This is a genomic window from Streptomyces sp. NPDC001220 (genome assembly GCF_053597895.1).
In genome coordinates this window covers 92,985-110,665 of the sequence record NZ_JBSFJE010000025.1, presented here as the reverse complement: position 1 = coordinate 110,665, position 17,681 = coordinate 92,985, and the positions used below count along the sequence as shown (strand labels likewise).

General features: G+C 73.7%; 13 protein-coding genes and 1 pseudogene. 10 read left to right on the top strand and 4 right to left on the bottom strand.

Annotated features, from left to right (window positions below):
- The coding region (locus ACWDGI_RS40425) for an MMPL family transporter (protein ID WP_450767999.1) at positions 1–2,041 on the top strand (2,041 nt) is incomplete at its 5' end.
- 365 nt (positions 2,042–2,406) lie between these two features.
- Here ACWDGI_RS40425 and ACWDGI_RS40420 read toward each other — a convergent pair.
- Both ACWDGI_RS40420 and ACWDGI_RS40415 read right to left on the bottom strand, forming a co-directional pair.
- A complete protein-coding gene (locus ACWDGI_RS40420; RefSeq protein ID WP_450767997.1) occupies positions 2,407–3,636 on the bottom strand; it encodes a cytochrome P450 in 1,230 nt (409 codons plus the stop codon).
- Between the two features lie 386 nt (positions 3,637–4,022).
- The gene (locus ACWDGI_RS40415; protein ID WP_450767995.1) at positions 4,023–4,343 is read right to left on the bottom strand and encodes a trypco2 family protein; all 321 of its coding nucleotides are present in this window, start codon (positions 4,341–4,343) and stop codon (positions 4,023–4,025) included.
- 91 nt (positions 4,344–4,434) lie between these two features.
- On the opposite strand from ACWDGI_RS40415, the gene ACWDGI_RS40410 reads away from it, so the two are divergent.
- The 5 genes from ACWDGI_RS40410 (at position 4,435) to ACWDGI_RS40390 (ending at position 12,064) form a co-directional block, all read left to right on the top strand.
- A complete protein-coding gene (locus ACWDGI_RS40410; RefSeq protein WP_450767993.1) occupies positions 4,435–5,754 on the top strand; it encodes a S1 family peptidase in 1,320 nt (439 codons plus the stop codon).
- Positions 5,754–8,132 (top strand): tetratricopeptide repeat protein, encoded by a 2,379-nt coding sequence (locus tag ACWDGI_RS40405; RefSeq protein ID WP_450767991.1) that lies wholly within the window; start codon positions 5,754–5,756, stop codon positions 8,130–8,132. Before ACWDGI_RS40410 ends, ACWDGI_RS40405 begins: the two co-directional genes overlap by 1 nt.
- A 271-nt stretch (positions 8,133–8,403) precedes the next feature.
- Positions 8,404–9,792, top strand: a complete 1,389-nt coding sequence (locus tag ACWDGI_RS40400) for a vWA domain-containing protein (protein ID WP_450767989.1) — start codon at positions 8,404–8,406, stop codon at positions 9,790–9,792.
- The gene (locus ACWDGI_RS40395; protein WP_450767987.1) at positions 9,789–10,817 is read left to right on the top strand and encodes a hypothetical protein; all 1,029 of its coding nucleotides are present in this window, start codon (positions 9,789–9,791) and stop codon (positions 10,815–10,817) included. The genes ACWDGI_RS40400 and ACWDGI_RS40395 overlap by 4 nt, the downstream gene beginning before the upstream one ends.
- A complete protein-coding gene (locus tag ACWDGI_RS40390) occupies positions 10,814–12,064 on the top strand; it encodes a carbohydrate ABC transporter substrate-binding protein (protein ID WP_450767985.1) in 1,251 nt (416 codons plus the stop codon). The genes ACWDGI_RS40395 and ACWDGI_RS40390 overlap by 4 nt, the downstream gene beginning before the upstream one ends.
- Before the next feature lie 201 nt (positions 12,065–12,265).
- Here the strand turns inward: ACWDGI_RS40390 and ACWDGI_RS40385 are convergent, their stop codons facing one another.
- Positions 12,266–14,233: a BTAD domain-containing putative transcriptional regulator gene (locus tag ACWDGI_RS40385; RefSeq protein WP_450767983.1), complete on the bottom strand. Its 1,968-nt coding sequence runs from the start codon at positions 14,231–14,233 to the stop codon at positions 12,266–12,268.
- 312 nt (positions 14,234–14,545) lie between these two features.
- Between ACWDGI_RS40385 and ACWDGI_RS40380 the strand changes: the two genes are divergently transcribed.
- Positions 14,546–15,418: an alpha/beta fold hydrolase gene (locus ACWDGI_RS40380; RefSeq protein WP_450767981.1), complete on the top strand. Its 873-nt coding sequence runs from the start codon at positions 14,546–14,548 to the stop codon at positions 15,416–15,418.
- A gap of 57 nt (positions 15,419–15,475) precedes the next feature.
- Here the strand turns inward: ACWDGI_RS40380 and ACWDGI_RS40375 are convergent, their stop codons facing one another.
- The gene (locus tag ACWDGI_RS40375) at positions 15,476–15,901 is read right to left on the bottom strand and encodes a DUF6299 family protein (protein ID WP_450767979.1); all 426 of its coding nucleotides are present in this window, start codon (positions 15,899–15,901) and stop codon (positions 15,476–15,478) included.
- A gap of 286 nt (positions 15,902–16,187) precedes the next feature.
- Here ACWDGI_RS40375 and ACWDGI_RS40370 point away from each other — a divergent pair, with 286 nt between their 5' ends.
- The 3 genes and pseudogenes from ACWDGI_RS40370 to ACWDGI_RS40360 form a co-directional block, all read left to right on the top strand.
- Positions 16,188–16,382: a DUF5999 family protein gene (locus ACWDGI_RS40370; protein ID WP_450767977.1), complete on the top strand. Its 195-nt coding sequence runs from the start codon at positions 16,188–16,190 to the stop codon at positions 16,380–16,382.
- 128 nt (positions 16,383–16,510) lie between these two features.
- Complete coding sequence (locus ACWDGI_RS40365) at positions 16,511–17,323, top strand: PaaX family transcriptional regulator (protein WP_450767975.1); 813 nt, start codon at positions 16,511–16,513, stop codon at positions 17,321–17,323.
- 44 nt (positions 17,324–17,367) lie between these two features.
- Positions 17,368–17,523, top strand: a pseudogene (locus ACWDGI_RS40360) (elongation factor 1-alpha C-terminal domain-related protein); the annotation flags it as partial.
- Positions 17,524–17,681 lie beyond the last annotated feature (158 nt).

The window sequence follows — 17,681 nt, the reverse complement described above, 5'->3', positions numbered from 1 at the left end:
TGGCGAGACCAACCTCGTGCTGCTGGTCCGCGCCGGCGGCGGCCGGGTCGACACCCCGTCCGCCGAGCAGAACGGCAAGGCACTGGTCGCGAGCCTGAAGAAGGAGAAGACGCTCGCGAACGTCGTCTCCTACTGGGACACGCGGAGCGCCCAGCTCCTGTCCGAGGACGGCCGCGAGGCCATGGTCCTCGCCCACGTCAAGGGCGACCCGACCCAGCAGCAGAAGAACGCCACGAGCCTGCTCGACGACTACGACGGCACGTACAACAAGGCGCTCACGGTACGGGCCGGCGGGGTGGCCGCCGTCGGCAACGACATGTCGACGCAGGTGGTCGAGGATCTTGAACTGGCCGAGCTGATCGCGATCCCGCTGACCCTCATCCTGCTGCTGTTCGTTTTCGGCAGCGTGGTCGCCGCGCTGCTGCCGTTGGCCATCGCCGTCATCGCCATCCTGGGCTCGTTCGCCGAACTGTCCCTGCTCGCCGACGTCACCAGCGTCTCGAACACGGCGACCAACCTCACCACGGCTCTCGGCCTGGGACTGGGCATCGACTACGGCCTGTTGATGATCAGCCGGTTCAGGGAACAGCTCGCGACCGGCGCGAGCGTGGAGGACGCCGTCCGCCGGACGGTGCACACCGCCGGCCGCACCGTCGCGTTCTCCGCCTCCACCGTGGCCGCCGCACTCGCGGCGCTTCTCGTCTTCCCGCAGTATTTCCTGCGCTCGTTCGGCTTCGCCGGGGTCGGCGTCGTCGCCATCGCGGCCGTCAGCGCGCTGTTCGTCATGCCGCCGCTGCTCGTCGTCCTGGGGCACCGGGTCAACAAGGGGCAGATGCCCTGGGTGAAGACCGCGAACGCCACCACGCGCCTGTCCATATGGGCGCGGCTGGCGCGTACCGTCATGCGGCGGCCCGGGCTCACCGCGCTGCCCGTCCTCGCGGTCCTGCTGGTGGCGGCGAGTCCGCTGCTCGGCATCACCTTCGGCACCCCGGACGAACGCGTGCTGCCCAAGGACGCCGAGAGCCGCCAGGTCTCCGCGACGCTCCAGAAGAACTTCGACGGCAACGACAACGCCGCCCTCCAGATCGTCATCGGCCACAACGTCGGCCAGGACGTGGGCAAAGCCCCGCTGGACAAGTACGCCGATCAACTGTCCCAGCTCAAGGGCGTGGTACGGGTCGAGACCAGCACCGGAACCTACACCCACGGGCAGGAATCGGCGGCCGGTCCCGGCAGCGCCAACCTCAGCCGCCCCGACGGCCAACGGATCAGCGTCGTCAGCTCCTTGACGCCCAAGTCCGACGCGGCACAGGACCTGGTCGGCGACGTACGGGCGCTCACCCCGCCCCCCGGCACCCACCCGCTGGTGGGCGGCATCGACGCCGAACTGGTCGACGCCAAGCACTCCATCAGCGGCCAGCTCCCGCTCGCCATCGGCCTGGTCGTCCTGACCACGTTCGTCCTGCTCTTCCTGTTCACCGGCAGTGTCGTGCAGCCCCTGCGTGCCCTGGCCCTGAACGCGATCACCCTGGTGGCGACGCTCGGCGTCATGACCTGGATCTTCCAGGACGGCCATCTCTCCTCCCAGCTCGGCTTCACGGCGCAGCCGATGGAGATGTCGATGACCGTGCTGATGTTCTGCATCGTCTTCGGTCTGTCGATGGACTACGAGGTGTTCGTCACCAGCCGGATCAAGGAACTCCACGACCAGGGCGAGGACACCGAGTCCGCCGTCACCAACGGCCTCGGGCACACCGGGCGCATCGTCACCGCCGCCGCCTGCCTGCTCGCGGTGAGCTTCTTCGCCTTCGGTACGGCCAAGCTCAGTTTCATGCAGATGTTCGGCCTGGGCAGCGGGCTGGCCATCCTCATCGACGCCGTCGCCATCCGCGGTGTCCTCGTCCCGGCCGCGATGCGCCTGCTCGGCGGCTCGGCCTGGTACGCGCCCGGCTTCCTGCGCAGATTCCACAGCCGGTTCGGCCTCAGCGAAAGCGCGCCCGAGCCCGCTGCCGAGCCCGAACCCGCAGTCGCACGGGGCTGACCCCGGCCCACAGCGTCCTGCCCGGCGCGGAGTCCGGCCGGGGTGACACCGCCCAGCGGGCCGCGAGCCTGCTGACGAGGCAGCGCCCCCGGCCGTTCTCGGCGTGCGGATGATCCAGGGCGCACGGACCGGCGGGGCGGGCGGCAGTTGCCGCCCGCCCCGCCGGTCCGTCAAGCGAGGACTACGCCGCAGGCGCTCATCAGCGCAGCTGAACCGGGGGGGCGCCCAAGCGGGGTCGCGGCCGGTGAAAGCGACCAGCCGGTCCGGAGGTGGTGCGCTTGCGTCGATGACGATTTCGGGGCCGAAGGGCATGCACTTCGGCGCCGCTCCGTCGCGGCCCAGCCCTCGTGAAGTCAGCGCCGGTTTCAGGTGCGGAAGACCACCGGCATGCTGGTCCAGCCGTTGCGGATGTGGTTCATGACCGGTGTGGGCTCGGCGGCGGCCGTCACTCCCGAGAAGCGGTCGAGGAGTGCGTCGAGGACGATCGGAGCCTCGGCCCGGACGAGACGGGCTCCCATGCAGTGGTGGATGCCGGCGCCGAACGCCAGGTGCCGGACGCTCTCGGCGCGGGTGACGTCGTACCGGTGGGCGTCGGGGAACACCGACTCGTCCCGGTTGGCGGCCATGTACATCAGGTACACGTGCTGTCCGGCGCGGACCTGGTGGCCGTCCATCTCGACGTCCCGCGTCGCGGTCCGCAGCATCGCTCGGGCCGGTGTGACGTAGCGCAGGGTCTCCTCGACCGCCGCGGGGATCAGCGAACGGTCCCGGCGGAGCAGTTCCCACTGGTCGGGGTGCCGGGCCAGCTGGTGGACCAGGCCGGCGAGCAGGGACCGGGTCGTGTCGTTGCCGGCCGCGAGCATGGTCATGGCGAACATGACGACGTTGGCCTCGGACACGTTCGTCCGGTCGAGTTCCGCGGTCAGCAGGACGGTGAGGAGGTCGCCGTCGCCGGGGTCCCGGCGCTTGGCCTCCAGGCTCTCCGCGATGAACCGCTGGAGGCTCTGGAACTCGGCGGCCGCGGACCGCAGTTCCTCGAACGTCACGTCGCCGGCGAGTTTCTCCAGTTCGTCGCTCCAGAACCGGACGCGTTCGAAATCCGTGTGGGGCAGCCCGATCATCCGGATCGCGGCGTTGATCGGCACCAGGTTGGCGTAGGACACCCAGTCGACCACGGTGTCCTGGGCTATCCCGGCGACGAGGTCACGGACGTCCGGCGTCAGCGCCTCCCGCAGCCGCCGGATCGCCTCCGCCGAGAAGGCCGGGGCCATCACCCGGCGCAGCTCCGCGTGGCGCGGCGGGTCCGTCGTACCGACCTGCTCGCCGCCCTGGGGGAAGAAGCTGTCGGTGATCAGCTCGTCCCCGGCCTGCGCCTGGTACTTGACGTCGTTGAGGAAGAGGCCCCTGGAGCTGACGAAGGTCTCCGGCAGGCCGGCGATGGCCCGGATGTCGGCGTGCCGGGTCACCACGAAGGTGTCGAGAGGCGCGTAGTAGTAGAAGGGCGCCTCCTCCTGCATCCGGGCGAAAACCGGCCAGGGATCGTCGACGTAGAAACCCGGGTCCTCGATCGGGACGGTGGGCGCGCTGTCGGTCATCGTCACACTCCGGTCGGCGGTGTCGCGTGGTCACAACGGGTCCGGGGGCACCCGGGCCGGGAGTTCAGGAACGTCCTCAGGTGTTCCGGGGACTCCGTGCGCCCGGCTGCCGTGACGCCCTCCCGGCGCGCCGGCCGGCCGCGGAAGTCCTGCACCTGCTCGACCGCCGGCCTCGCCTGCGCGAGCGTCCGCGCCGGCGTCAGCCGGTGGATGAGCGCCAGGTCCCGCACCGGCTGTGCGATCTCGCGACAGGTCCCCTTGTCGATGTCGAGCAGCCGTGCCGCCTGGGCGTGTCATCTTGTGGCCTCACTCGTGCGGTGCCCGCATACGCGAGCCATTCTGCGCACGGCGTCCGGCCGTCAGCGACGTCCCCGAACGGGCGTCCCTCACCCCCGTGAGAGGGGACCGTCCCCCTCGCGGCTCACCTCGTGGTGGCGGCCGTCGGGGCGGGGCAGCGGCTTGAGGTCGACCTGGATGCGGTGCGTGGAGTCGTGGCTCACCGAGCCGCCCAGCCGGGCCTCGACCACACCCAGGCGCAGCCCCGCACCGCCCTCGCCGGCCCGGTGGAACTGCACCGAGAACTCCAGGCTGACCTGCTCCACGCTGAACCGCCAGTCGCTCTCGGCGCCCTCGGCCTGGGCCCGGGCCAGTTCCGCACGCACCGTGCCGATGGCCTCCGCGAGACCGATCGGTTCCGGATCCCCCATGACAACACACCGCCGGCTTCCGTTGATTGACCGATGCAACCCGGTCACAAGTCTAGGGACGGGCGATGCCCCGCGCGTAGTGTGAGACAGCATGGGGGAACTGCGTGCGGACTGGAGACTCAGGCTGCGACGCGAGGACGCGCACGGCCCCGTCTGCGGGGCCGGTGTACTCGTCGACCAGCACACGGCGCTGACCTGTGCGCACGTGGTGCGCCACCCGGATGCCGTGATGTGGCTGGAGTTCGCCGAGAACAGCGCGCTGGAACCGGTGGCCGCCCGGGTGATGGCGGGCGGCTGGCTCCGGGAGGGCGGACACGGCGAGGACGTCGCCGTGTTACGGCTCGACAGTCCGCGTCCGCAGGCGCGCCCCGCTCCGCTGGAACCCGTGCTCAGGGCCGGCACGGAGGTGTACACGACCGGGTACGCGGAGGGCTTCGACGACGGTATGAGCCTGTGGGGCCGGATCGGCGGCGCCAGCGGCGAGCGGGTACAGCTCGACGCCGTCACCAAGGCCGAGGTGGTGCGCGCCGGCTTCAGCGGCGCAGCCGTGTGCACCCGGCCCCGTGAGGGTCGTCCGGCCCGGGTGGTCGGCCTCGTCGTCAGCTGGCGCGGGGACATGGCCCAGCTGCTGCCCGAGGACAACCGGCTCGCCTTCTCGTATCTGGTTCCGGTCGACCGCATCGCCGAACTCTCCCCCGTCGTGTCGGAGTTGAGCAGCCCGGACGCCTGGGACCACGGCTTCGAGGAGCGACTGGACCGGTGGTACGACGATCCGGACGAGGACCCGGTGAAGATCACCGTGGTGCCCCCGGGCAGCGGCAAGGACCGCTCGCTGCGCCATCTGCTGCACCGTGCCGACATCGTCCATCGCGGCGGCGACAGCAGACCGCACCTGGCCGACCACGCCCTGGGCCGGATCTCCTTCCCGGTCGGCGAGTACCTCGCGTACTGGGACTGGCTGCTCGGCACCGCGCGCCACCCGACGGGCGCGACCCCCACCCCCGTCCGGCCCGTGACGGTCGTCGTCGACGGCCTCGACGAGGAGCCCCGGCCCGGCCCGCTGCTCGAACTCCTCGTGCGGTTACGGGTGTTGGGCTTCCGGCTGCTGCTCGTCTTCCGTCACGAGGGCGGCACCGGCTGGAACGCGGCCCGAGACGACCTGCTGCGGCCCGCGCTCCTCGGCCACGCGGACGCGCTGCTCGGCCGGCTGCGACTCGCCGAGTTCGGCAACGCCGTCCGCCGCGACGTCGTCGGCAGCGCCTCCCTCGACGCCGTCACCGAGACGGCCGACCTGCGCCGGTCCGAACTCCGCCGGATCGGCTCGTTACCGGACCCGCAGCAGCAACTTCCCCGGCTGCGCGCGCTGCTCAGAACCCTGCGCGCCGACCTGGACCGGCAGGGAGGCCGGTGATGCGGGGGCACCGCCCGGACCGGGCCGGGAGGCAGGACGAGGGGAGGATGCCCGGCTGCCCGCACCGGAACTTCGACGGCTCCCGCTGCCAGGGCTCGGTCCTGCCCACCGGCTGGTGCGACCAGTGCGGCCGCGCGGAGCGGGGTCCCGCACTGCCCGCCCTGCCCGACGACCCGGGGGACCTCGGCCCCCGCGGCCTCCTCACGCTCCCCGACCGCGCACCGCGCCCCGCCGAGGAACGCCTCGTCCGTACGGAGACACCGCTGCGTATCCGGATGGGCTGCTCGGCCGCCGACTGCGGGATCACCTTCGCCCCGCCCTACACCGAGGGCCCGGTGCCCATCACGGGGTACTGCCCGGCGTGCGGCGAGCGGTACTCGTACGAACCCGAGCTCACCGAGGGCGAGTTGCTGCGCGACCAGTACCGGATCATGGGGCCCATCGCACACGGCGGCCAGGGCTGGGTCTACCTCGCCGAGGACACCCATCTCGGGGACGTCGTCGCCGTCAAGGGGCTGCTCAACCGGTACGAGCACGACGGCGCCCGGCTCGCCGACGTCGAGCGCCGCAACCTGGTCGCCATGCGCCACCCCCGGATCGTCCAGATCCGCGACTTCGTCGCCCGCGGCGACGGCACCGGGGAGATCACCGGCGGCTACATCGTCATGGACGACGTCGGCGACGGCACCCTGGAGAAGGTCGTCGAGGAGACCCGGCGGGGCGAGTCGGTGCTCGACATCGAGCACGTGGCGGCATACGGCTGCCAGCTCCTCGAAGCCCTGGCGCATCTGCACGCCGGCGGTGAACGGGTCTTCGTCTACGGGGACATGAAGCCCTCGAACGTCGTGCACCACGGGGACGGCGTCAAGGTCATCGACCTCGGCGGCATGCGCGAGGAGGGCCAGAGCCAGCCGCCCGCCCATGTCACCAACGACTACATGGCGCCGGAGACCGCGTTCTCGGGCCTGCCCACCGTCGCCCACGACCTGCACACCGTCGGCGTCACCCTGCGGGAGCTCGCCCACTGGGCCGTCGACGAGGTACCCGGCCTCGGCACCGGCTCCTTCTGGCAGGTCGTCGAGCGAGCCGTGCGGACCGACCCCGGCCGGCGCTTCGCCGACGCCCGCGAGATGGCGGGCCAACTGCGGGGCGCGCTGCGGGAGATCCGGGCCCTGCGCGGCAAGAGCGACCCGCCCGAGCCCTCCGACTACTTCCGTCCGTCCCCCCAGCTGCTCGGCGCCCGGCTCGGCACGGTGCCGGGCATCGAGCACTGGCTGGAGCGGCCCCGCCGTGACCGGTACGAGCCGCCGTTGGCTCCCGCCCTCGATCTCGGCGCCCCCACTCCCACCGAGATCGCCGGCTGTCTGCCGGTGCCACGACGCTACCCGGGCGACCCGCAGACCGCGCGGTTCGAGGTGAGCAGCGGTTACGACCCCGGGCTGCTCCTCGACCAGGAGGACGAGAAACCGGCCTCGGTGGAGATCTGCCTGCACAACGTGCGTGTCCTGCTGGGCCGGAACACCCGGCGCGACCTGGAGCTGGCCCAGGCGGAGCTCGACACCGCCGACTCCATCCCCGGGCCGTCCGCGGTGCGCCGGTGGCGTCTGGAGTGGCACCGCGCGCTGCTCGCGCTGCGGCACGCCGGTCTTCACGACACCGCACAGCAAGTCGCCGATGCCCAGGGCCACTTCCTGCGGGTCCACCTCGAACTGCCCGGCGAGTACGCCCCCAAGCTGGCCCTCGCCTACTGCGGGGAGCGGCTCGGCGACCACGGCAACGGACCCACCGCAAGGGAGCTGTACGAGGCGGTGTTCGCGCGCAACCCGGCGCACGGCGGCGCCGCGCTGGGGCTGGCCAGGCTGGCGCTGCGCGCGGGCGACCGGCGGGCGGCCCTCGACGTGCTCGGCCGGGTGGGGCCCGGCACCCTGGACCACACCGTGGCCCGGATCGCGTCCCTGCGGATCCGCGCGGCCCGGCTGCCCGAGGACGTCGGTCCGCCGTCGAGGAACTTCGCGCCGCTGCCCGCGCCCGCCGAGGTCGACGCGGCGCTGGCCGAGCTGCCCGGCCTGGTGGGCCGCGGACCGGGCGCGGGAGAGCCGAGCCTGTCCGAGGACGAGGCGCTGCGGCTGCGGACCGAGCTGCACGAATGGAAGCTGGACGCGCTGCACCACCAGAGCGACCGGACCGGCGCTGCGGGCGCGGGCGCAGGCCGGCTCGACGCCCGCCGGCTCAGACGCCTGACCCCGCCGGAGCGGGAGCAGCGCAGGCGGTTGGAGTCGCTCTACCGGCAACTGGCCGCCTGGAACCGGGAGTCGGCCGCCACCCACGAACACCTCGTGGACCTCCTGCACGCGATCCGACCACAGACCCGGATCTGACCACCCGGCACAACCGAACCGAACGACGCAGACGCAGACGCAGACGCAGACAGCACACGAGCACCGCAGGGCACGGCACAAACGCACGGCAGCACCCGAGCACCCCACGGCACGAAACGACCAGGCGGAACGACCGAACTACCCGGCACGACAGGGCCGGGCGGCACGACAGGGCCGGGCGGCACGACAGGGCCGGGCGGCACGACGCAGCCGCGCAGCGCCGCAGACGCGGTGTCCTCGGTGACGAAGGGAAGGAGCGGTGACGGAGGACATGAGCAGCCACACCCGGCCGTCGCAGCCGGGCATCCGACTCCACGTCGACCTCGACGGTGACCTGCGCCCGCACCGCAGCGCGAAGATCGAGGCCCATCTGCGGGTCGAGGTGGCCGCCGACGGCGCCCCCACCGACCTGCCCGCGGTCGAACTCGCCGTGATCATCGCCGTGGACGTCGCCGAGTCCAACCGGGCGGCCGTACGCCAGGCCCTGCCGGCCGCGCTGCGCGCCCTGCCCGACCGGATCTCCTTCGCCGTGCTCGGCGGCGGCCCCGAGCCGGTCCGGTGCTATCCGCGGGGCGACGACACGTGGGCCGTCGCCGACCAGAACCAGCGCCGCCGGGCCGCGTTCGCCGTGGGCTCGCTGCCGCTGCACCGGGACGGTCCGCGTCCCGCCGGGTACGCCCCCTGGGCGGCCGAGGCGCGGGCCCTGCTCGCCGACCGCCCGCTGTCCGTGCCGCACCTGGTGCTGATCACCGACGGCAGCAGCGCCGCCGGCGAGACGCGTCTCGAGGAGGAACTGGACGCCTGTGCCGGGAAGTTCACCTGCGACGTGTTCGCGGTGGGCGCCGACTGGCCTCCTGATCCCCTGCTGGCCATCGCCGAACGGCTGCACGGCACCGCCCAGTTCGTGGACGAGGGTCTCGGCCGGGCGGTCACCGACGCCATCGCGCGGCTGCGCCGGGCGGGCACCTCCCAACTGGCGATCGAGGTCACCGTGTGCCCCTCGGTGCGCCAGGTCTCGCTCAGCGAGAAGGCGCCGCGGCCGCACCGACTCGTCGGGTTGCCCCGGTCCGGCCGGCCGCGCGGCTGGAGCTTCTCCACCCACCAGTGGGAGCAGGGCAGCCGCGACTACCTGCTCACCCTGGTCGCCAACGCCGACGACGACCCGCTGGAGACCGACCTGCAGTTCGCCATGGTCTCCGTCGCCGACGTCCACGTGCCGGTCGTCGCCCGCTGGCGCCTGCCCCGCCAGTCCGCGCCGCCCGGCCCGGCGGGCGGCGGCAGTGTGCGCAGCCTCAACGCCACCGCCCGGATGCGCGGCGCGCTGCGCGAGGGGCTCACCGCGCTCCAGGGACACCGGCCCGACACCGCCCTGGAGTGCCTGGCGCAGGCGGCCCAGCTGGCGGCGCGGTTCGGCACGGACTGGGTGCTGGACGAGATCCGTACGGTCGCCGACATCGAGGACGCGGCCGCGGGGCGGATCCGGCTGCGCGCCGTGGACGCGGGCGCCCTCGGCCCGATGATCCTGCGGGCCGGCTCCCGCCCGGGCGGCCCCCTGGCCGACCTCGTCGACGCACCGCCCGGCCCACGCTGCGGCACCTGCCGGAGCCGGGCCGGGAGCGAGGCCCGTTACTGCATCGTCTGCGGGGAGAAGCTGCTGTGACGACCGTACGGACGGCCCTGCAACGGCCGTACTCCCCCGCCGCGTTCTGGCGCGGGCGGCTGAGCCACTGGCGGACCCGCCGGCTGCTGGAGACGCATCTGCTGGTGCTGTTCCTGTGTGCCGCCGTGGCCTCGACCTCCCTGTTCTTCTCCTACCGGCAGACCCAGCGCGGCGCCACGGCCCTCGCCGCCCGTGAGGCGCCGGCCGTGCAGGGGCTCGCCGCCACCCGGCTGGCGGCGCTGCGGGCCGACCAGGAGGCCCACGCCCTGGTGACGACGCACCTCGTCGACGTGGCGGGCTCGGGCGAGACCTACCGGTCCCAGCTGTCCGCCGCCGACCAGGGCCTGTCCCGGATCGCCGACCGCACGGACCAGGACCTCGGCACGGTCAACGGTCTGCTCGCCACCTACGGCAACTCGCTCAACCTGGGCACGTCCATGTACCGCGACCAGCCGCTGATGCGGGAGCAGAAACTCGACGAGGCGCACTCGCTGCTCACCCGCAGCACGGTCGGGCTCGCGCCCCGCCTCGACGCACTGCAGCGGGTCCAGCTGCGGCACGCCGAAGCCACGGCCACCATGGGGCGGTGGCAGCGGGCCGGCTGGTGGCTCGCCGAACTCGCCCTGGCCGCGCTGGCGGCGACCCTGCTCTCGGCGCTGTTCGTGCTGCGCGACCGGTGCGGCCGCGACTGGAACCCGTATCTGCTCGCGGCCTTCGTCCTCACCGTGCTGCTCGCGGTGTTCCCGCTGCTGACGACGTCGGCCACCGAAAACCGTCTGGACAGGGCGCTCGGCGACCTCGGGCAGATCACCGAGGTGTCCCGGTCCCGGCACACCGGCCCGGGGCTGGCGGGGGCGCAGCAGAGCGTCGCGCAGAAGTCGGAGGAGGTCCGGCAGGAACTCACCGACGGCGGCTGGACCGACCGGATGTACCGGGGCACGGTCGTCGGCGGCCTGCTGGTCGTCGTCCTGCCCGCGCTGGGCCTCGGGCTCCGGCTCGACAGCGACTACTGGAGGCGGCGGTGACCCGGCGGTTCAAGGTGCTGGTGGTGCTCGTGGTCATGCTGCTGATCGCGGCCGGCGGGCTGGTGGTGGTCTGGGCACGGCACGACGACCGGGAGCCGGTGACCATCCTGGGGACCTGGACCGGGGAGCAGGCGGAGCAGTTCGAGGCCGTGCTGCGGGGCTTCGGCATCCCCTTCCGCTACCAGGGCACCGCCGCCCAGCGCGAGGTGCTGCTCTCCAAGGTGCAGTCGGGGGAGCCCCCGGACATCGTGATCATGCCGGGCATCGGTGAACTCGCCGAGTACGCCGGCCAGAACCGTCTCAAGCCACTGAACGGGCTCTACGACCCACGGCAGTACGGCGCCCCCTGGAACGCGACCGGCGCGGCCTCCGCGTCCGTGTACTGGGTCCCGGTCAAGGCGGATCTGAAGAGCATCGTCTGGTACCGGCGGGGCGAGAGGCCCACCGCCTCGCCCGCGCCGCTGCGGAGTTGGTGCATCGGCATGGGGGACGACGGTGCCTCCGGCTGGCCCGGCACCGACTGGATCGAGGACCTCGTGCTGCAACGGGCCGGGCCGGCCGTGTACGAGAAGTGGGCGCTGGGCGCCGGCGACGCGTGGCGGAGCGCTCCGGTGCGCTCCGCCTGGCAGGCCTGGGCCGGTCTGCTCGGGCAGGACCGGGCCAGGGCCCGGCACGCCCTGCTCACCGACCACCGCGGCGCCCCGGACAGCGACGGGCTGCTGTTCGACGGCTGGGGCGGATGCGGTCTGGAGCACCAGGGGTCGTTCGCGAGTTCCTTCTACAAGACCGAGGCGCCGCACGCGCACCTGACGGACTCCGCTCCGCTGCTGCCCGGCGGCGGCCAGGTCCGGGCCCACGAGGTCACCGGGGACTTCGCGGCACTGTTCAGCGGCCGTTCCGAGGCCCGTGACCTGGTCCGGCGGCTGGCTTCCAAGGAGGGCCAGCAGGAGTGGGCCGACTCGGCGGACTTCTTCTCGGCGAACCGGCAGGTGAACCCGCAGAACCACGCGGTGGAACGCGAGATCGCCGAGCGGCTCCGGGCGGGCCCGCGCTGCCTGGACGCCTCGGACGTGATGGCACCCGCGGTGCGGGACGCCTTCTACGAGGCCGTCCTGCAGACCATCGCCCGGGTCGCCGCCGGCCAGGATCCCGGCACCGCGGGCCTGCTGCGGGACCTTCAGCGGGTGCAGGACGCACAGGGCGCCCCGGGCAGCGCGGCACCGCGGACGGTGTGCAGTTCGCGGTGAGGGGTGCGCAGTTCCCGGTGAGAGGTGCGCAGTTCCCGGTGAGAGGTGCGCAGTTCCCGGTGAGAGGTGCGCAGTTCCCGGTGAGAGGTGCGCAGTTCCCGGTGAGGGGTGCGCAGTTCCCGGTGAGGGGTGCGCAGTTCCCGGTGGGGGGTGCGCAGTTCCCGGTGCGGGGTGAGGGGTGAGGGGTCCGTGGCCGGCCGCCTAGGGCAGAGCTTTCGAGATCGCCGCAAGCCAGACGTCGACCGGTCCGGCCGTCACCAGCCCGCTGCCCGCGCCGGCGAGTTGGCCGGCGGCCGGGCGCAGCCCGTCCTGGCAGCGGCGCAGGGCCCGGCTGTCGCCGACCGCCAGGGCGACGGCCGCCACGACACACCACAGCGCCTCCTGCACCAGGTCGGCAGGAGGCTCGGGCAGCCCGTGCAGCGCTTCGCGGGCCGCCCCCTCGCCGTCGGCGGCCAGCGCGAGCCCCGGCCGGATCCAGGGGAGGTACGGCCCCCAGTCGGCGTCCGGGCCGAGGGCCGCACGGATGCCGTACGGCCGCCCGGCCAGGCGCAGGCAGAGCAGCGCGAGCGGAAGCAGCCCGGCGCGCACTCCCGGCATGCCCGGCCCGTCCAGCAGCCGGTCGACCTCGCGGTAGGCGGCCTCGGCGCGCTCCGGCTGCCCGGTCGCGGCCAGCCGCAGCGCCCGGTACCCGTCCGTGAACACCTGGACCAGCGGCAGTTCATGACGGTCGGCCAGCCGGTCGGCCGCCTCGGCGTGTGCGTCGGCGGTGGCGAGGTCGGCGAGGCCCGCGCGGGCCTGCACCCGGATCAGATGGCCGAGCACCTCGTAGGTGACCAGGCCGTGCCGGGTGGACAGGGCGATCAGTTCGGTGCCGAGGGCGTCCCGGCGCGGGGCGAGGCCGGCCCGGGTGCAGGACTGCATGAAGACGCCGTTGAGGGCGAAGGCGAGCAGCGCCGGATCGTCCAGGCCGCGGGCCAGGTGTTCCGCTTCGACGGCGGCCTCGGCGGCACGGGCCGCTCGGGTGCCGCGTGACTCCAGGGCGACCGTGGCGAGCAGCCGGCAGCGGGCGGTGTCCCGGGCCGGGGCCGCGGGCAGCCGGGCGAGTGCGCGTTCGGCGGCCTCGACCACGCGGCGGGCGGCCGCCGGGTCGTCGGAGCGGGTCCAGATCGCCGGGACGTCGTAGGCGCCGATGACCCTCGCCGCCAGTTCCGGGTCGCCGGACTCCTCGGCCGCGGTGATCGCCGCGAGACGGTGTTCGCGGGCGGCGGCCAGTCCGCCGGAGCCGGTCACCGCGAGCGTGCGCAGCAGGCCGACGGTCGATTCGAGCCGGGCCCGGGCGCCCGCGGCGACGGTACGGTCGTACGCCTCGGCCGTCCGGGACCATACCCGTGCCGCCGCGGTCTCCCGTGCCGCGTCCAGGCCGGGGTCCTGCGCGAGGATGCCGGCCTCCAGCCGCCGCAGCGCCGGGCCGGGGTCGAGTCCCAGCTGGTCGGCGAGGGTCGCGCGGGCCCGGCGCAGCACCGCGAGGGCGTCGCCCTGGCGGCCGGTCCGGTAGAGCGCGAGCGCCAGCAGCCGCCAGCCCTCCTCGCGCCACGGGTGCCCGGTGAGGTGGGCGTCCAGATCGGGCACCGCCTCGGCCGCCCGGCCCCCGGTGAGCAGTGCCTCGGCCCGCTGCTCGACGGCCCGGAGCCGCAGCTCGGCCAGCCGGGCCCGCTCGCCCCCGCACCACGGCTCGTCGGCGAACTCGGCGTAGGCCGGCCCCCGCCACAGCTCCAGCGCCTCCCGGAGCCGCCGGGCGGCCTGCGCGGGCTCCTCCTGTACGGCGCTCTCCACGGCCGTCTCGAACCGCCAGGCGTCCACCGCCTCCGCTTCCGCGCGCAGGGCGTAACCGGGTCCCTCGGTGACGAGCAGCCGGGCCGGGGTGCGGGGCGGGCGGTCGGGTTCGAGGGCGCGGCGCAGGTCGCCGACGAAGGTGCGGACGGTACCGACGGCGGTGGGCGGCGGCTCGTCCCAGAGGTCGGCGACCAGACGGGCCACCGGCACGACCCTTCTGCGGGCCACGATCAGCCGGGCCAGCACGGCGCGGTGCCGGGGGCCCTTCAGAGCGAGCGGAACACCGACACGCTCGGCCGTCACGTTCCCGAGCACCCCGAAAACGACCTGCTCCATCCTCACCCGCCCCACGGTAGATCCCACCCCACGCCGGATCCGGCCCGTGCCAGGTCCCACCACACGCCCGCCCACGGCAGGTCCCGGCCCCGTCGGCTGCCGCCCCCGCCCGATCCCACCACACGCCGGATCCTCGGCCCACGGTAGTTCCCGGCCCACGCCGGATCCCCGGCCCAAGGCGACTCCCGGCCCCACGCCGAACCCCGGCCCCACGCCGGACCCCGGCCCCACGCCGAAACCCGGCCCCACGCCGGACCCGGCCCCACGGCAAGTGCTGATTCGTTGCTGATCCGGGGGCGGGAGTCTCGGGGCATGAACATCCCCGGTTTCACAACACGCCGTGTCCCGGTCGTCGACGGCGTCTCCCTGCACGCGTCCGTCGGTGGCACCGGCCGTCCGGTCGTCCTGCTGCACGGTTTCCCGCAGACCCACCTGATGTGGCGGCGGGTGGCCGCCGACCTCGCCGCCGACCACACGGTGATCTGCCCCGACCTGCGCGGCTACGGCGCCAGTGACAAGCCCGCCGACGCGCACGGGCTGACGTACGCGAAGCGGACCATGGCCGCCGACGTGGTGGCGCTGGCCCGCGCCCTCGGCCACCAGAGCTTCGCGCTGGCCGGGCACGACCGGGGCGCGCTGGTGGCGTTCCGGGCCGGCCTGGACCATCCGGACACCGTCACGCACCTGGCCCTCCTCGACGTACTGCCCACCCTGGACATGTGGGAGGTGCTGCACGGCAGCACCGCCGCCGTCGCCTTCCATCTCTACCTGATGGCCCAGCCCCCGGGCCTGCCCGAGCAGTTGATCGGCGCCGCCCCGGACCTCTTCTTCGGTCACTTCCTCGACCTGTGGACCCGGGACCCCTCGGCGATCCCCGCCGACGTCCGCGCCGCCTATCTCGCGGCCTGCCGGGCGGCGGTGCCCTCGATCGTGGCCGACTACCGGGCCTCGGCCGGCATCGACACCGAGCACGACCGGGCCGACCGGGCCGCCGGGACCGTGCTGGGCATGCCGGTGACCGTGCTCCAGCAGGACTGGGGCGCCGCCCTCGGCTACGACGCGGCCGCGCTGTGGCGGGCCTGGGCACCGGACCTGGACCACCACACGGTGGACTGCGGGCACTTCATGGCGGAGGAGGCACCGGACGAGGTCACGTCCGCGCTGCGGAAGCTGCTGACCCGGTGATCCGTCTGGTGATCCGGCCCGGCACCGCCGGGGTGCCGGGCCGCCCGGGGCCGCGCCTCAGCCCTTGTCGAGGGTCACGTCCTGCTGCTGGACGGCGTGGAAGGAGGGCAACGGCAGGCCGCCCTGGGGGCGCAGTTCCATGATCGTGGCCTCCACATGGACCGCACCGGGCTTCAGCTTCTCCGACGTCACCTTGCCGGTGTTCTTCCAGTGGTGCTCGGCGCCGTCGCACACGGCCCGGGTGCCGCCGACGCCGTGGCGGTAGTTCGGCGACTTCTGGCTGACCGACGAGCTGACGAACACCGGCCCCGTGGCATCGGTGCAGGTGTAGGTGCCGGAGAGGGTGACCGTGCCGTCGTCGGCGAGACGGCCGGTGGGGTCGACGGTGACGGACTCGGAGGGGGCGGCGGTCGCGGGGGCGGCGGCGACGCAGAGCAGCGCGGCGGAACCGAGGGCCGCGGCGAGGACAGGGCGTAGGTGCATGACATCCTTCCCAGGTCGTGGTGTGGGGCATGCCCTGGATACCGGGCGCCCGGCCCGGGAAGCGTGACCATCACCCCTTCGGTGGCGCGTCCCACCACACGGCAAGGAACCGCGCGGCTGCGCCGCCTGCCGTCCCGGGCGCGCGGCGACCGTCGTGGGAGCGTCCGGGAGTTGTCCGTGTGTTGTCACAGGTCGCGGCAGGAGGTTCCGTGGCGTTCACGGCAGGAGCATGGTCTGGTCATGCCGGTCGGCGACCGCGCCGGAGGCAGACCCGTGGAGGTGCGCCATGTGTTCCCACCAGTTCCCGAGCGCGACGGCCGACCGCGGCCTCCCGCACGTCGTGGCCGCCCACCCCGAGCAGGGCTGGACCCTGTTGTGCGACGGGGCGATCGTCTTCGACGACACCGGCGAGCTGCGCCCCGACGGCAGCGTGACCGAGCCGCGCCGCGGCCCGGCCGACCGGCTCGCCGTCGCCGCCTGACCCGCCGCGGGGAGGGCGCGGACAGAGCTCCGGCGGCTCCTCGGACGCCCCGCCGGTCCCCTCCCGGAATCCTGACTCATGTTCAGGCGCGTACCTGAGGTGACCAGCAGCGATGCCGGGGACCTAAAATGATCAACGTGTCCGAGCAACACGCCCCGAGGTCCCTCATCGTCACGCTCTACGGTGCGTACGGCCGCTTCCTGCCCGGCCCGGTGCCCGTCGCCGAGCTGATCCGGCTGCTGGCCGCCGTCGGCGTGGACGCCCCTTCCGTACGGTCGTCGGTGTCCCGGCTCAAACGGCGCGGCCTGCTGGCGCCGGCCCGTACCGCGCAGGGCGCCGCCGGCTACGAACTCTCCCCCGAGGCCCGCCAGTTGCTGGACGACGGCGACCGCCGGGTGTACGCGGCGGCACCGCCGGAGGACGCGGGCTGGGTGCTCGCGGTGTTCTCGGTGCCCGAGTCGGAACGCCAGAAGCGGCACGTGCTGCGCTCCCGGCTCGCCGGACTCGGCTTCGGCACGGCCGCCCCCGGCGTGTGGATCGCCCCGGCCCGGCTGTTCGAGGAGACCCGGCACACCCTGCGCCGGCTCGGCCTCGATCCGTACGTGGACTTCTTCCGCGGCGACCATCTCGGGTTCGCGCCCACCACCGAGGCGGTCGCCCGTTGGTGGGACCTGACAGCGATCGCCAAAGCGCACGAGCAGTTCCTCGACGACCACGAGCCGGTGCTGCGCGGCTGGGAGCACCGGACGGACACTCCGCCCGAGGGCGCCTACCACGACTATCTGCTCGCCCTGGACTCCTGGCGCCATCTGCCGTACACCGACCCCGGACTGCCGACGAGCCTGCTGCCCGCCGACTGGCCGGGCACCCGTTCGGCCGCCGTCTTCCGGGCGTTGCACCAGCGGCTGCGGGACCCGGGCGGTGCCTTCGTCGGGCTGTGAACGGACCGGCGAGCCGACCGCCGATTGTGAAATGTTCATTACACGAGCTCACCGCCGACGACCTGGGCCGGATCACCCTGCGCAGCGCCGAGCCGGTGCCGCTGGACGCCTACGCGGTCTCCCGGCGCACCGGGGCGTTCATCCTGATCGATCCGGCGGACGGCGCGACGCTGACCGCGGGGATGGTCGACTTCGCCTGATCCCTTCTCCGTCGTGGAGCCCCCGGCACCCGCCGGGGGCTCCGCGCGTTCGAGACGGTCACAAGGTCACGGCGCGTCAATAAGGCGGTAACAGAGCGGGCGGGCGTGCAGGACGGCCCGCCGGCCGGGGTAAGCAGTCCGTTGTCGGGCCGGAGGAC

Bases quoted from the DNA above. Each gene is read 5' to 3' on its own strand.
- ACWDGI_RS40385 (WP_450767983.1), bottom strand. From the start codon at position 14,233: ATGGAGCAGGTCGTTTTCGGGGTGCTCGGGAACGTGACGGCCGAGCGT.
- ACWDGI_RS40365 (WP_450767975.1), top strand. From the start codon at position 16,511: ATGATCAACGTGTCCGAGCAACACGCCCCGAGGTCCCTCATCGTCACG.
- ACWDGI_RS40400 (WP_450767989.1), top strand. From the start codon at position 8,404: ATGAGCAGCCACACCCGGCCGTCGCAGCCGGGCATCCGACTCCACGTC.
- ACWDGI_RS40420 (WP_450767997.1), bottom strand. From the start codon at position 3,636: ATGACCGACAGCGCGCCCACCGTCCCGATCGAGGACCCGGGTTTCTAC.
- ACWDGI_RS40415 (WP_450767995.1), bottom strand. From the start codon at position 4,343: ATGGGGGATCCGGAACCGATCGGTCTCGCGGAGGCCATCGGCACGGTG.
- ACWDGI_RS40375 (WP_450767979.1), bottom strand. From the start codon at position 15,901: ATGCACCTACGCCCTGTCCTCGCCGCGGCCCTCGGTTCCGCCGCGCTG.
- ACWDGI_RS40410 (WP_450767993.1), top strand. From the start codon at position 4,435: ATGGGGGAACTGCGTGCGGACTGGAGACTCAGGCTGCGACGCGAGGAC.
- ACWDGI_RS40370 (WP_450767977.1), top strand. From the start codon at position 16,188: ATGTGTTCCCACCAGTTCCCGAGCGCGACGGCCGACCGCGGCCTCCCG.
- ACWDGI_RS40405 (WP_450767991.1), top strand. From the start codon at position 5,754: ATGCGGGGGCACCGCCCGGACCGGGCCGGGAGGCAGGACGAGGGGAGG.
- ACWDGI_RS40380 (WP_450767981.1), top strand. From the start codon at position 14,546: ATGAACATCCCCGGTTTCACAACACGCCGTGTCCCGGTCGTCGACGGC.